The 14,632-nt window shown below is 29.8% G+C and carries 18 protein-coding genes; 7 read left to right on the plus strand and 11 right to left on the minus strand.

Translation table 11 applies throughout. The features are described 5' to 3' along the window. Nucleotides 1-9: 9 nt before the first annotated feature. From ACTG3S_RS12185 to ACTG3S_RS12210, 6 genes are read right to left on the minus strand one after another with little or no spacing between them, the layout of a single operon-like run. Entirely contained in the window at nt 10-933 is a 924-nt protein-coding gene (locus ACTG3S_RS12185; protein WP_439129624.1) for a UDP-3-O-(3-hydroxymyristoyl)glucosamine N-acyltransferase, read from the minus strand. Nucleotides 934-993: 60 nt separating this feature from the next. Beyond that, on the minus strand, nt 994-1,560 hold the full coding sequence (efp, locus tag ACTG3S_RS12190) for an elongation factor P (protein WP_439129625.1): 567 nt from the start codon (nt 1,558-1,560) through the stop codon (nt 994-996). A 26-nt stretch (nt 1,561-1,586) separates the two neighbouring features. After that, nucleotides 1,587-2,372, minus strand: coding sequence for an acyl-ACP--UDP-N-acetylglucosamine O-acyltransferase (lpxA, locus tag ACTG3S_RS12195; RefSeq protein WP_439129626.1), 786 nt, complete (start codon nt 2,370-2,372; stop codon nt 1,587-1,589). A gap of 2 nt (nt 2,373-2,374) precedes the next feature. Further along, nucleotides 2,375-3,766, minus strand: coding sequence for a bifunctional UDP-3-O-[3-hydroxymyristoyl] N-acetylglucosamine deacetylase/3-hydroxyacyl-ACP dehydratase (locus ACTG3S_RS12200; protein WP_439129627.1), 1,392 nt, complete (start codon nt 3,764-3,766; stop codon nt 2,375-2,377). Beyond that, on the minus strand, nt 3,759-4,799 hold the full coding sequence (gene lpxD, locus ACTG3S_RS12205; RefSeq protein WP_439129628.1) for a UDP-3-O-(3-hydroxymyristoyl)glucosamine N-acyltransferase: 1,041 nt from the start codon (nt 4,797-4,799) through the stop codon (nt 3,759-3,761). The genes ACTG3S_RS12200 and lpxD overlap by 8 nt, the downstream gene beginning before the upstream one ends. Nucleotides 4,800-4,844: 45 nt before the next feature. Continuing rightward, entirely contained in the window at nt 4,845-6,068 is a 1,224-nt protein-coding gene (locus tag ACTG3S_RS12210; RefSeq protein WP_439129629.1) for an HD domain-containing protein, read from the minus strand. 210 nt (nt 6,069-6,278) lie between these two features. Between ACTG3S_RS12210 and ACTG3S_RS12215 the strand changes: the two genes are divergently transcribed. The 6 genes from ACTG3S_RS12215 (at nt 6,279) to ACTG3S_RS12240 (ending at nt 11,275) form a co-directional block, all read left to right on the plus strand. Continuing rightward, on the plus strand, nt 6,279-7,823 hold the full coding sequence (locus tag ACTG3S_RS12215) for a response regulator (protein WP_439129630.1): 1,545 nt from the start codon (nt 6,279-6,281) through the stop codon (nt 7,821-7,823). A 60-nt stretch (nt 7,824-7,883) separates the two neighbouring features. Continuing rightward, nucleotides 7,884-8,570 (plus strand): tetratricopeptide repeat protein, encoded by a 687-nt coding sequence (locus tag ACTG3S_RS12220; protein WP_439129631.1) that lies wholly within the window; start codon nt 7,884-7,886, stop codon nt 8,568-8,570. A gap of 11 nt (nt 8,571-8,581) precedes the next feature. Further along, the gene (locus tag ACTG3S_RS12225) at nt 8,582-9,166 is read left to right on the plus strand and encodes a DUF1287 domain-containing protein (protein ID WP_439129632.1); all 585 of its coding nucleotides are present in this window, start codon (nt 8,582-8,584) and stop codon (nt 9,164-9,166) included. Nucleotides 9,167-9,245: 79 nt separating this feature from the next. Next, a complete protein-coding gene (tsaE, locus tag ACTG3S_RS12230) occupies nt 9,246-9,653 on the plus strand; it encodes a tRNA (adenosine(37)-N6)-threonylcarbamoyltransferase complex ATPase subunit type 1 TsaE (RefSeq protein WP_439129633.1) in 408 nt (135 codons plus the stop codon). A gap of 7 nt (nt 9,654-9,660) precedes the next feature. Beyond that, nucleotides 9,661-10,857, plus strand: a complete 1,197-nt coding sequence (locus ACTG3S_RS12235; RefSeq protein WP_439129634.1) for an alanine dehydrogenase — start codon at nt 9,661-9,663, stop codon at nt 10,855-10,857. 49 nt (nt 10,858-10,906) lie between these two features. After that, a complete protein-coding gene (locus tag ACTG3S_RS12240; RefSeq protein ID WP_439129635.1) occupies nt 10,907-11,275 on the plus strand; it encodes a DUF4258 domain-containing protein in 369 nt (122 codons plus the stop codon). On the opposite strand, the gene ACTG3S_RS12245 is transcribed toward ACTG3S_RS12240, so the two are convergent. After that, nucleotides 11,272-11,865, minus strand: coding sequence for a YdeI/OmpD-associated family protein (locus tag ACTG3S_RS12245; RefSeq protein WP_439129636.1), 594 nt, complete (start codon nt 11,863-11,865; stop codon nt 11,272-11,274). The genes ACTG3S_RS12240 and ACTG3S_RS12245 overlap by 4 nt on opposite strands. 2 nt (nt 11,866-11,867) lie before the next feature. After that, nucleotides 11,868-12,536 carry a TrmH family RNA methyltransferase gene (locus tag ACTG3S_RS12250; RefSeq protein WP_439129640.1) on the minus strand — a complete coding sequence of 223 codons (669 nt, stop codon included), beginning with the start codon at nt 12,534-12,536 and terminating at the stop codon, nt 11,868-11,870. A gap of 70 nt (nt 12,537-12,606) precedes the next feature. Here ACTG3S_RS12250 and ACTG3S_RS12255 point away from each other — a divergent pair, with 70 nt between their 5' ends. Then, nucleotides 12,607-13,290: an SIR2 family NAD-dependent protein deacylase gene (locus ACTG3S_RS12255; protein WP_439129637.1), complete on the plus strand. Its 684-nt coding sequence runs from the start codon at nt 12,607-12,609 to the stop codon at nt 13,288-13,290. A 228-nt stretch (nt 13,291-13,518) separates the two neighbouring features. Here the strand turns inward: ACTG3S_RS12255 and ACTG3S_RS12260 are convergent, their stop codons facing one another. The 3 genes from ACTG3S_RS12260 to rpsR form a co-directional block, all read right to left on the minus strand. After that, nucleotides 13,519-13,989: a DUF6495 family protein gene (locus tag ACTG3S_RS12260; RefSeq protein WP_439129638.1), complete on the minus strand. Its 471-nt coding sequence runs from the start codon at nt 13,987-13,989 to the stop codon at nt 13,519-13,521. Nucleotides 13,990-14,070: 81 nt separating this feature from the next. Beyond that, complete coding sequence (rplI, locus tag ACTG3S_RS12265; RefSeq protein ID WP_439129639.1) at nt 14,071-14,517, minus strand: 50S ribosomal protein L9; 447 nt, start codon at nt 14,515-14,517, stop codon at nt 14,071-14,073. Between the two features lie 15 nt (nt 14,518-14,532). After that, the coding region (gene rpsR / locus ACTG3S_RS12270; RefSeq protein WP_439129641.1) for a 30S ribosomal protein S18 at nt 14,533-14,632 on the minus strand (100 nt) is incomplete at its 5' end.

Raw genomic sequence — 14,632 nt, forward strand, 5'->3', positions numbered from 1 at the left:
ATTTTAATTTTAATGATTTCTATCTTTTAAGAAACGTTTAATTTCTGCCATTTCTTTTAATTTTTTTCTAGATTCAGAAATTGGCGTACCAAAATAGGTTTTGTTTCCTGGAACTGATTTTGTAACACCAGTTTGCCCTAATATTACAGCTCCTTTACCAATAGTAATTCCGCTATTAGTACCAACTTGTCCCCAAATAGTAACTTCATCTTCTATAATTACACAGCCTGCAATACCGGTTTGGGATGCTATTAAACATTTTTTACCAATTAAAGTATCATGCCCAACATGCACTTGGTTGTCTATTTTTGTACCTTCTTTAATTGTGGTATCTCCTGTAACCCCTTTGTCTATTGTGCAAGAGGCTCCTAAATCTACGTTATCTTCTAAAATAACTCTTCCCCCAGACAATAATTTATCAAAACCTTCTGGTCTGTTTTTGTAATAAAATGCATCTGCACCCAAAACTGTATTGGCATGTATAGTTACATGATTACCAATTACAGCATTATCATAAATACTTACATTAGAATGTATAATACAGTTTTTACCAATTAAAACATTGTTTCCTATAAATACATTGGGTTGTATTACAGTTCCTTCACCAATTATTGCGCTTTCAGAAATACTTGCTTTTGATGCTATAAATGGATTAAAATGTTGGGTTATTTTATTAAAATCGCGAAAAGGATCCTCAGAAATTAATAACGATTTTCCTTCTGGACAATCGACTGTTTTATTAATTAAAATGGTTGTTGCCTTAGAACTTAATGCTTTCTCGTAATATTTTGGATGATCTACAAAAACAATATCTCCTTTCTCTACAACATGAATTTCATTAATTCCTAATATTTCAAAATTAGCATCACCTATAAAATTGATATCTAATAAAGAAGCAATTTGTTGTAAAGTTTGTGGATTTTTGAATTTCATAACTAGCTATCCGCTTTTTGCTATTGGCTATTAGCAAAAAGCTAATTGCAAAAGCTATATCTATTCCTTAATACGTTCTTGATAAGCACCTTTAGTGGTTTCTACCTTAATTTTATCACCTTCGTTTATAAATAAAGGTACATTTACGGTTGCACCAGTTTCTACAGTTGCTGGTTTTGTGGCATTGGTTGCTGTATTTCCTTTTACTCCTGGTTCTGTATGGGTTACTTCTAAAATAACACTTGCAGGCATTTCTACAGAAAGTGGCATGTTGTCTTCAGAGTTTATAATAATTGTTACCACTTCACCTTCTTTCATTAATTCTGGTGTATCTAAAGCAGCTTCTAACAAACGAATTTGAGTATAATCTGCCTCATTCATAAAATGATAAAATTCACCATCCTGATATAAAAATTGAAATTTGTGCGTTTCTACTCTAACATCATCAATTTTTCTACCTGCAGGAAATGTATTGTCTACTACTTTGCCATTTGTAACACTTTTTAATTTTGTTCTAACAAAAGCAGGACCTTTACCTGGTTTTACATGTAAAAATTCTACTATTTTATAAATATCATTATTGTATCTTATACATAATCCGTTTCTAATATCTGATGTTGTTGCCATTAATTTGTTATAGTTTTAAATGTAATTTAATTTGAGTTAAAATACCCTTTCATGATTCCTCTATGAGAGTCTTTTATAAACTGAACAATTTCATCTCTTTCTGGAGTTGCTTCCATTTCTGCTTCTATGATGTCTATAGCTTGAGAGTAATTGTAGTTTTTTTGAAATAATATTCTATATATATTTTGTATTTCCCTAATCTTGTCTGTGGTATAGCCACGTCTTCTTAATCCAACAGAGTTAATACCAACATAAGATAAAGGCTCTCTTGCAGCTTTTACGTATGGTGGTACATCTTTTCTGACCAAAGATCCACCTGTAACAAAAGCATGTTTACCAACTGAGGCAAATTGATGCACTGCAACCATACCTGCTAACACAACATTGTCACCAATTGTAACATGACCGGCTAATGTTGAGTTGTTTGAAAAGATACAATTATCGCCCACAAAACAGTCATGTGCAATATGGCAATAAGCCATAATTAAACAATTGTCTCCAATAATGGTTTTCATTCTGTCTGATGTACCTCTGTTTATAGTAACGCACTCTCTAATAGTAACATTATCTCCAATAATTACAGTGGTTTCTTCATCATCAAACTTTAAATCTTGTGGTATACCAGAAATTACTGCTCCTGGAAAAATTCTACAATTTTTGCCTATTCTAGCACCTTCCATAATAGTTACGTTAGATCCTATCCAAGTACCAGAACCAATTTCTACATTATTATGTATGGTTGTAAATGGTTCTATTACTACGTTTCTAGCTATTTTTGCTTGCGGATGAACGTATGCTAATGGTTGATTCATAATTATTTCTTTTTGGCAATTTGTGCCATTAATTCTGCTTCTGCAACTAGTTTTCCATTGGCATAAGCATAAGATTGCATGTGGCAAATACCTCTTCTAATTGGGGTAATTAATTCGGCTTTAAATATTAACGTATCTCCAGGCAACACTTTTTGCTTGAACTTAACATTATCCATTTTCATAAAGTAGGTTAAGTAATTTTCTGGATCTGGCACTGTACTTAACACTAAAATACCACCACATTGTGCCATAGCTTCTACCTGTAAAACACCTGGCATTACTGGTGCTCCTGGAAAATGTCCTACAAAGAAATTCTCGTTCATAGTAACATTTTTCATACCTACAACATGTTTATCAGAAAGCTCTATTATTCTGTCTACTAATAAAAATGGTGGTCTGTGTGGAAGTATATCCATTATTTGATGGATATCTAATAAAGGAGCAAGATCTAAATCGTACTTTGGTACGTTATTTCTTTTTTCTTGTTTGATAATTTTTGCTAATTTTTTAGCAAAGGTTGTATTCACCAAATGCCCTGGTTTATTGGCAATTACCTTACCTTTAATTCTTGTACCTACCAAAGCTAAATCCCCAACAACATCTAACAATTTATGTCTGGCAGCCTCATTTGCCCAATGTAAGGTTAAATTATCTAAAATGCCATTAGATTTTACAGCGATATCTTCTTTATCAAAAGCCTTTTTTAATTTTTGCATAGTACTTTCAGATAATTCTTTATCTACATAGACTATTGCATTGTTTAAATCTCCACCTTTTATTAAATCGTTTTCTAATAGCATTTCTATTTCATGCAAAAAGCTAAAAGTTCTAGCATCGGCAATTTCTTCTTTAAAATCTGAAATGGTTTCTAAAGTAGCATTTTGTGTACCTAATATTTTAGTTCCAAAATCTACCATTGTTGTAATCTGGTATTCGTTTGATGGCATTAAAATAATTTCGCTACCAGAAACATCATCTTTGTAGGATATAATTTCTTTTACTACATATTCCTCAATATGAGCATTTTGCTCTTCTAAACCTGCTTTTTCTAAAGCTTCTATAAAATATTTTGAAGAACCATCCATAATTGGTGGCTCTGAAGCGTCTATTTCTATTAACAAATTATCTATATCTAAACCAACAGCAGCAGCTAAAACGTGTTCTGAAGTTTGTATTTGAACACCATTTTTTTCTAAATTGGTTCCTCTCTGTGTATTTACAACGTATTCTGCTCTAGCTTCTATGGTTGGCATACCCTCTAAATCTACTCTACAAAAAGCAAACCCATGGTTTGCTGGAGCAGGTTTAAACGTCATGGTAACAGTGTTACCTGTGTGTAAGCCAACACCAGATAAACTAACTTCTTGTTTTATGGTTTTTTGTTTCTTACTCATTATTTTTCTGTTTGAGTCTTATATCTTTTTCTAGTTGATTTATTTTTGTAACTAATTTTGGTAAATTTTTAAAATACACATAACTCTTATTAAAATCTTGTACTTTAAATGCAGGAGTACCATTTATAATTTCATTGTCTTTTATATTTTTAGAAATTCCTGCCTGTGCTAAAACTTTAACATTGTTGCCTATTTTAACATGACCTGCAATTCCTACTTGTCCACCAATCATGCAGTTTTTACCAATTTTGGTAGAACCTGCAACTCCTGTTTGAGACGCTATTACAGTATGTTCTCCAACTTCTACGTTGTGTGCAATTTGTATCTGGTTGTCTAGCTTTACACCTTTTCTGATGATTGTAGATCCTAATGTTGCTCTATCTATAGTAGATGCAGATCCAATATCTACATGATCTTCTATAATTACATTTCCAATCTGTGGTATTGCTTTGTACGCTCCGTTTTCATCTGGTGCAAAACCAAAACCATCTGCCCCAATAATTGCACCTGAATGTATTTTACAATAGGCACCAATTTGAGTTTCAGAATAAATTTTCACCCCCGAAAAAATAACTGTATTGTTGCCAATAACTGTATTATCTCCAATATAAGAGTTTGGATATATTTTTACATTATCTCCTAATTTTACATTTTCTCCAATGTATGAAAATGCACCTATATATTCGTTACTTCCAATTTCTGCAGATTCTGCTATAAAGTGGGGTTGTTCTCTTCCTGTTTTATTATTTTTTACCTCGTTATAAAATTCGAGCAATTTAGAGAAAGATTTATACGCATTGTCTACTTTTATTAAAGTAGTTTGTATTTCTTTTTCTAATACAAAGCTGTTATTTACAATAGCTATAGAAGCATTTGTTGTATACAAATACGCATTGTATTTTGGGTTTGATAAAAAAGTTAAGGAACCTTTTTCTCCCTCTTCTATTTTAGAAAGCTTAGACACTTCTTCTTCAGGATTTCCTACGACATCACCTTCTAAGATATCTGCTATTTGTTGTGCTGTAAATTTCATTAATCGCAAAAATATAAAAATAATACGGTTTTGGCTAATATCCTGTTATTTTGGATAGCAAATAAAATGTTTTACAACGGGTATTGTTAATGCTTGCAAATTTAATTGATCTGATGCTTTTGCAATATCTTTCAATTTCCCTTTTTTATTTAAAATTAAAATTGAGGTTTCTAAATTATAGGCTTGATTGCTTATTTGTTGACTAAATACAAAATAATGAACATCTTCTTTTAAAATTTCTAGCTTCTTAATCGCTTTTTCTTGCTTTTTTAGAATGTAATCAGAATCAAAGTTGTTTTTTTGAATTTCTATACGTAACAAGTTTCTATCTACTATCATTTTTGCTAATAATGATAACACTTTGTCTTTATTATAGACCCATTCTTTAATAGCAGAAAGAATATCAAAATCATCTAATTTAGAAAACATTCCTAAAGTTTCTTCTGTAAAGTTATTGGCTGTTATTGGGTTTTGTAAAAAATATTTTAGAGAAGAACTTGCAAATAAATCTGCTCCTTTTTCTGTTAATTCTTTGGCTCTTTTTAAAACATTTACTAAAATATTTTCTGCAACCAAACCTGTTTTGTGTAGATACACTTGCCAATACATTAATCTTCTGGCGATTAGAAATTTTTCTACAGAATAAATACCTTTTTTTTCAATAACCAAATTATCATTTTTTACATTCATCATGGCAATTAATCTATCTGATGAAATATTGCCTTCTGTAACACCTGTGTAAAAACTATCTCTTTTTAAATAATCTAATCTATCTATATCTAGTTGACTGGAAATCAATTGACATAAAAATTTACGTGGATTTTTACCTTCAAAAATTTCTATGGCTAAGGTTAATTTTCCTTTAAATTCATTGTTCAGTTTTTTCATGAATTTTAAAGAAATTTCTTCGTGAGAAATGCCATTAACAATACTATGTTCTAATGCATGAGAAAACGCACCATGACCAATATCGTGCAACAAAATTGCAACATATAATGCATTTTCTTCCTCCTTGGAAATAGATACTTGTTTAAAGCGTAAAACCTGAATGGCTTTTTGCATTAAGTGCATACAGCCAATTGCGTGATGAAATCTGGTATGATTTGCCCCTGGATAAACCAGGTTAGAAAACCCCATCTGCGTAATTCTTCGTAAACGCTGAAAATAAGGGTGTTCTATAATATCAAAAATTAAAGAATTCGGGATTTGAATAAAACCATAAATAGGATCATTTAAAATTTTAAGCTTATTGGGTTGTTTTTTCTTCAAAAGTTAAAAAATTTATCAAACTATTGCAAAATACAACTTAAAACAAAGAATTTGCAACTATTTAATTTATAAATACAATAGAAAATGTTTAGACTCATTATATAATTGATTTTTAATTATTTATAAAATTGGCAATATTTTATCATTTTAAAAGCCTTAAAAAAGTAACAAAATTATAATTTTAACGTTAAAAAATAAAACTAAATACAAATGAGCATACAGATATTATGGGTAGATGATGAAATTGAATTGTTAAAACCACATATTTTATTTTTAGAAAGAAAAAATTATAAAGTTACTACCTGCACAAATGGTGCAGATGCTATAAATTTAGTTGACGAAAAAAATTTTGATATTGTTTTTTTAGATGAGAACATGCCTGGTTTGACAGGTTTAGATACCTTATCTGAAATTAAACAGAAACAAGCCAATTTGCCTGTGGTTATGATTACCAAAAGTGAAGAGGAATATATTATGGAGGAAGCTATTGGTTCTAAAATTGCTGATTATTTGATAAAACCTGTAAACCCGAGTCAGATTTTGTTGAGTTTGAAAAAGAATTTAGATAATTCTCGTTTGGTTTCAGAAAAAACGACTTCTAACTATCAACAAGAATTTAGAAAAATTTCTATGGATTTGGCGATGGTAAATTCTTACGAAGATTGGATTGAATTGTATAAAAAACTAATTCATTGGGAATTGGAATTAGAAAATATTAGTGATCCAGGAATGCTGGGGATTTTAGAAAGTCAAAAACAAGAAGCGAATTCTCAGTTTTTTAAATTCATCAAAAAAAATTATGAAGATTATTTAACTGCACACGACAAACCAACATTTTCACATACCTTATTTAAAGATTATGTAGTACCAGAATTAAGTAAAGAACAAGGTGTTTTGTGGATTATCATAGACAATTTACGATACGACCAGTATCGTATTTTAGAACCCATGATTAACAATCATTATAAAAAAGAAGTAGAAAATACTTATTTTTCAATTTTACCAACTGCAACACAATATGCAAGAAATGCCATTTTTTCGGGCTTAATGCCTTCAGAAATGGAAAAAAGACATCCACAGTATTGGAAAAATGATACGGATGAAGGTGGTATGAATTTGTATGAAAATGAGTTTTTATCAGCACAAATAAAGCGTTTAGGTTTAGACATAAAACACGAATACTATAAAATATCGTCTTTAAAAAACGGGAAAGAATTGGCAGACAATTATAATGGAACCAAGCAAAACGATCTGACAGCTATTGTTTATAATTTTGTGGATATTTTATCGCATTCTAAAACGGAAATGGAAGTTATTAAAGAGTTAGCAGGAGATGATAAAGCGTATCGAAGTTTAACTTTAAGCTGGTTTAAAAATTCACCGCTATTTGAAATTATTCAGAAAGCACAAAGTTTGGGACAAAAATTAATAATTACAACAGACCATGGTACTATTAATTGTAAAAATCCAACCAAAGTAATTGGTGATAAAAATATCAGTTCTAACCTACGTTATAAAACTGGTAGAAGCTTGTCTTATGAAGAAAAAGATGTGTATGCTGTTAGAAACCCTAAAGACATATTTTTACCAACTGTGGCAATGAACGCACCTTTTATTTTTGCAAAAGAAGATTTGTTTTTTGCGTATCCTAATAACTTTAATCACTTTGTGAAATATTATAAGAACACGTATCAACATGGTGGTGTTTCTTTAGAGGAAGTAATTATTCCTTGTGCAGTTTATAGTCCTAAATAAAAATATTTTATTGCTAGTTTTTATTTTGGCTTATTATTTAATGCTTAAATTAATTAAAAAATGAAAAAGAAAATTATTAAAACAACAATACTATTCTTGTTTGTTAACTTCTGTTTTTCTCAATCAAAAGAAAACTCTTTATTTATTAAAGCCGAAACATTATTAAGTAATAAAGAATACGAAAAAGCTATTATTACTTTAGATAAAGTTTTAAAAATAAACACAAATCATGTTGGTGCCAATGTATATAAAGGCATAATTAATAGTTATTTAAAAAAATATAACGAAGCAACTTTAAGTTTTAAAAAGGCTATTAGTTTAGACAGTTTTAATACTCAAGCACTTTATGAAATTGCTAATATTTACCATAAAAGGAATAAAATTAATAAAGCTATTAAATATTATAATATGGCTGAAAATTCTTTAGAAAATATTAAAACTTTTTATCAAGAAAATTCATTACTTAAAAGAACTTTTTTAAAGGAGATATTTCCGTTTGCTGTAGATAAAAGTGAAATTCTTTACATGAGAGGTGTTTTATATTTTGATTCTAAACAATATACTTTAGCATATGATGACTTTTCTAACATAAAGTTTATGAACAGAAATAAAGATTCACAATATATGCTTGCTACCTCACTTTTAAAATTGAAAAGAAAAAATGAAGCTTGTAACGAATTTAAAAAAGCAATTGTTTTAGGAAGTGAAATTGCCAAGGAAATGAAAATAAAACATTGTACCCCATAAATTTTAGCCAATTGAAAAAAGAAGTTTTAGCTAGTCTTGTTTTCTTTGTATTTATCAACTTTAGTTTTTCTCAGGTTAAAGAAAACAATCTTTCTACTGCTGCTTTAGAATTAACAAAAGACAAAGTAATTTATGACCCTAGTTATTTCTCTATTGATTATCCTAATGGAGATGTACCAAAAGATAAAGGTGTTTGTACAGATGTTATAATTAGAGCTTACAGAAAACTAGGAATTGATTTGCAGAAAGAAGTTCATTTAGACATGCAAAAAAACTTTAAAATTTATCCCAAAATATGGGGGTTAAAAAAAACAGATACCAATATAGATCATAGAAGGGTTCCTAATTTAATGACTTTTTTTTCTAGAAAAGGAATTGTAAAACCTATCACAAAAAATCCAAAAGATTATAAACCTGGTGATGTGGTTTGTTGGAATTTAGGTGGCGCAATTACCCATATCGGGATTGTTGTAGACAAAAAATCTAAAGACAACAAGCGTTATTTAATTGTACATAATATTGGTGCTGGTCAAGTTTTAGAAGATTGTTTGTTCGATTTTAAAATAATTGGGCATTATAAATATGGTGAAAATTAGTTGGCAGTTATCACTTATAGCAAAACAGATCTTAGAATAAAATGATATATATAATTTAGTTTTTAAGTATTTTTGCCAAATGAATAAAAGCTATTCTTTAGAAAATCTATCTGAAATTGCAACAACATTAATTGCATCTGTAAAAAATAAAACTTTATTATTTTATGGAGAAATGGGGGTTGGCAAAACAACGTTAATTAAAGAAATATGTAAACAATTGGGTGTTTTAGACAACATCTCCTCTCCTACTTTTTCGTTAGTGAATGAATATCAGACTTCTAAAAACGAAACTATTTTTCATTTCGATTTTTATAGAATTACAGACGAAACAGAAGCCTTAGACATGGGTATTGATGATTATTTTTACAATAATGATTGGTGTTTGATTGAATGGCCCGAAAATGTCGAAAATTTATTACCTTTAGAATCTGCAGAAATTCATTTATCAATTTTAGAAAATGGACAACGCAACATTCAACTAAAATAACCTACTTATGAGTTCTTATTCTCCATTTAGCAAAAAAGATTTGCTGCCTCAAGAAGAAATGCTAGAAATTAAAAAACAAAAAGGAGAATTGTTTATTGGCTTGCCAAAAGAAACTTATTTAAGCGAAAAACGTGTGTGTTTAACTCCAGATGCTGTGGGTGCTTTAACTGCGAATGGTCATAGAGTTGTTGTAGAAACGGGTGCTGGTGATGGTGCTAGTTTTACAGATAAAGAATATTCTGAAGCTGGTGCAAAAATTTCTTATAATTTAGAAGAAGCCTTTAAGTGCAATATTGTATTAAAAGTAGCACCTCCCACTGAAAAAGAAATTGAATTCATAAATCCGAAAGCAATTTTAATATCTTCTTTGCAATTAAAAACACAAAACAAACCGTATTTTGAAAGTTTAGCAAAGAAAAAAATTACTGCCATTGCTTTTGATTTTATAAAAGACGACCATAACTCTTACCCAATTGTAAAATCTTTAAGCGAGATTGCAGGAACAGCTTCTATTTTAATTGCTGGCGAATTAATGAGTGGGTTAAATAAAGGAAATGGTTTACTTTTGGGGAATATTGGAGGTGTACCACCTTCGAGTGTTGTAATTTTTGGCGCTGGTACTGTTGGCGAATATGCTGCAAAAACAGCTATTGGTCTGGGGGCCAGAGTTAAAGTTTTTGATAATTCTATCAGCAAATTAAGAAAACTACAAGATTGCTTAAATGCACCCATTTATACATCTACTTTACAACCAAAATCTATATTAAAAGCTTTAATGCGTTGCGATGTTGCTATTGGTGCCATTCGTGGTAAAGCCAGAAGTCCTATTTGTGCTACAGAAGAAATGATAGAAAAAATGAAAGAAGGTGCTGTAATGGTAGATGTTGCCATAGACAGAGGTGGTTGCTTTGAAACCTCTAACGTAACAACTCATAAAACACCTACTTTTGTAAAACATGGAGTTATTCATTACTGTGTGCCCAATATTCCTGCACGTTATTCTAGAACTGCCTCTGTTTCTATTAGTAATATTTTTACCCCTTATTTATTAAATATTGCAGAAGAAGGTGGTTTTGAAAACACAGCTCGTTTTGATAAAAGTTTACGAAATGGCATGTATTTTTATCATGGTATTTTAACCAACAAAACTGTGGCTGATTGGTTCGATTTGCCTTTTAGAGATATTAATTTATTGATATTATAAGACACTTTTTTACAATGAAAAAAGTATCTTTGCATTTCAAAATTTTACAATGCTTACAAAGAGAATTTTCTATTATTTAATTGGATTATCTATAGGTTCTATTGGTGTTTATTTTTTCTGGCAGAAAAAAAATGCAACCTTCGATTATGGCATGGATGCAAGAACTCTCAAAACAATTCGTATTAGAAAAATTGAATATTCTAAAAACGCAAAAAATACTATGAAAACCTCTAATATTGATACTTTAAAAGTAAATACCATATTAAAAAATGGCGATGTCGATTTTGGAAAAAGTAAACCTAGACAAAAGCCTTGTGCTGATTATTTTATTACAGGAAAAGAAAAGCTAAATAATATTAATTTATTAGTAAAACGTTGCGATTCTATTGCTACTATTGAAGAAATAATAGTGAACTAACAATTTTTATATTGATCATGTAAGCCCACTCCATTTAAAATCACTGGAGTAATTTTTTCTAACCTTTTTAGTTTTGTTGCTTCTCGTTTGGCTTCAGCAATGTAATTTGCGTATTCTCTTTGTTTACTCAAGGTTAGTTTTTGAAATGATTTTTTTAGTTCAGTATTAGCCTTTAAAACATTTTTTAATACTTCTGGTATTTTAAGTTCTTTTGTATTTCTTTCTGGTTTTATCTCTTTTCCTTTTTTAAAATTATCGATAGATTCTTGCACATATTCAGTGATTAAGTCAGGTTTTATTTCTTCTAAAGAATAAAAACGCCATTGTAACATGGCTTTTGTTTTGCCCTCTTGTGCATTTACAAATACTTTTTGCTGGTCTTTCAATAAAGCACCTTGAAAAAACCACAACCCACAATAATTTTTAAAAGCTGCCAAACCCACAACATTTTTTCCTTTAAAAACATATACAGGTGCACCCCATTTTATGGTTTCTTCCAAAGGCAAATCAATCAAAACAGCGCGTAAAACTTCTAATTCTTTTCGCCATTTTTCTTTTTTTGAGATGTATTCTTCAACTTTTGTACTCATAATTATAAGTTTAAATGATAACGTTCTTCTATTTTATCTACATTTTTAATGGTCTTTTTTACCCAATTAAAATACAAAATTTCTTTTTCTTCTGCTGATAGTCGCCAATCTAAATCAGAATTTCTAAGTTTTGTAGTTACCTCTTGTAAAATAATTGCAGCAGCTACAGAAATATTTAAACTTTCTGTAAAACCAACCATAGGTATTTTTAAAAATCCATCTGCATTTTCTAAAACATAATCAGAAACACCCTCTGCTTCTACTCCAAAAACAAATGCCGACTTTTTAGAAATATCAAAATCTTGCAAAAAACAAGAATTGTTGTGAGGCGTTGTTGCTATAATTTGATAGCCTTTAGACTTTAAATCATCTAAACAAGCTTTTGTATTATCACCATCACTTTTATATCTGTAATGATTTAACCACTTTTGAGAACCTTTTGCAACATGTCTAGATACTTTATTATTGTATTTATTTTCTATGGTGTGTACATCTTGTATGCCAAAAATATCACAAGTTCTAACTACTGCACTTGCATTGTGTGGCTGATAAATATCTTCTAAAACCACTGTAAAGTGTCTGGTTCTATTTTCTAAAATAGTTTTAAACAAGTTTTTTCTTTTCTCAGTTAAAAAGCCTTCAAAATAATGTAATAATTTTTCATCAATCATAAATACAAACATAAAATTATTATTTTACACACTGAGTTTGTTTGTTTAAATTTACTAAAATATTTAGTTGATGAAAAAAATAGTCGTGTTAACAGGTGCTGGTATTTCTGCAGAAAGTGGTGTAAAAACGTTTAGAGATGCAGGTGGTTTGTGGGAAGGACATAATGTGATGGAAGTTGCTTCTCCCAAAGGTTTTAGAGATAACCCTGAGTTAGTTTTCAATTTTTACAATCAACGTAGAAGACAATTATTAGAAGTAAAACCCAACAAAGCACATTTTAATTTAGCTAAGTTAGCAACAAATTATCACGTTGAAATTATTACACAAAACATAGATAATTTACACGAAAGTGCTGGAAGTAAAAAAGTAACCCATTTACATGGAGAGTTATTAAAAGTAAGAAGTACTGTTGATGAAAACTTAGTTTTAGACTGGGAAAAAGATTTAAATTTAGGTGATCTTTGCTCAAGGGGAAACCAATTAAGACCACATATTGTTTGGTTTGGAGAAATGGTACCTATGTTAGATAAGGCTATTGAAATTACCCAAACTGCAGATATTTTAGTTATTATTGGTACTTCTATGCAAGTATATCCCGCAGCGAGTTTAGTTAATTTTATTAAACCTAATACACCTATTTATTTTATAGATCCTAAACCATCTGTTTCTAAAAACAGTTTTTCTAATTTAACTATTATAGAAGATGTTGCTAGTTCTGGAACTGATAAATTGATTGAATTGTTAAATATTTAGAATGATTTGTCATTCCTGTGGAAGCAGGAATCTAAAACTTATAGTTATAAATTATTAATTTTGAAAAAATTACAGAAAGTTGATAAAAATTTTAGTCATGATTGAAACAACATCCTTTTTTATTTTTCATAAAAAAGATACAGCTTTTTTACTTCGCTAAAGATAAATTACAAACAAGAAATAGCTTCGAAAAAAATAGATTCCTGCCTACGCAGGAATGACAAGCTACTAAGAAATCAATTGACTAAAATACTCATAAATTTCACCTTTAGAAATTGAACTCCCTTTTTCAATCAAATCGAATAATTCTGCATTTCTATCAGAGTTGTTATAGGGTTTTGTGCCTCTAAAAACTTCTACAGAGTTGTCCATCGGATTTTTAAGTAACCACTCAAAACCTTCCTGTTCTAATAGGTTGATGTCCCAATTTACTTTAATAGCAATTCTGTGTATTTCTTCACCATCACATTTAAACAAATTGGCTGTTGTTTTAGAAAAATGCTCTAAGTATTGTGTTTTGTTTAAAACATCATCCCAAACAACATCAGAAAAAACATTCATTTCATCTTCTGCCACGTTTGGTTTTTCTTCTTTAATTTGTTTCCATTCGTTTGCATCTATATTTTGGCTCGCTAAAAAACGAGCAAACTCTAAATGTAAACTTTCAAACTGTTCTTTTGTTAATTGTCTGTATTTCATTTTTGTTAGAAGTTGGGAGTTAAAAGTAAAAAAGCTCGTTATTTCTAACGAGCTTTTTTAAAATGTTTTGAAAAACTGTTACTATTCAGCAACAACATCAAAAGTAATATCAGCAACTACTTCTCTGTGTAATCTTACAGATGCTTCATATTTACCTAATCTTTTTACAGAACCACCCACAACTTTAATAAATTTCTTGTCGATTTCTGTTCCTTCTTTTGCTAAAGCTGCAGCTAAATCTATATTGTTTACAGAACCAAATAATTTGTCTCCAGAACCAGTTTTAGATGCAATTTTAATTTCATATCCTTTAACAGTTTCAGCTATTTTGTTAGCATCTTCTATTAATTTAGCTTCTTTATAAGCACGTTGTTTTAAGTTTTCTGCCAATACTTTCTTTGCAGAAGTTGTAGCTAAAACAGCTTGCCCTGTAGGTATTAAAAAGTTTCTACCATAACCATTTTTTACAGTTACAACATCATCTTTAAATCCTAAATTTTCTACGTCTTGTCTTAATATCAATTCCATGTCTCTACGTATTTATTATTTTAATAAATCTCCAACGTAAGGCATTAACGCTAAATGACGCGCTCTTTTAATTGCTTGCGCAACTTTACGTTGATATTTAAGTGAAGTACCTGTT

It is taken from the genome of Polaribacter sp., from assembly GCF_965656025.1.
Taxonomy (GTDB): Bacteria; Bacteroidota; Bacteroidia; order Flavobacteriales; family Flavobacteriaceae; genus Polaribacter.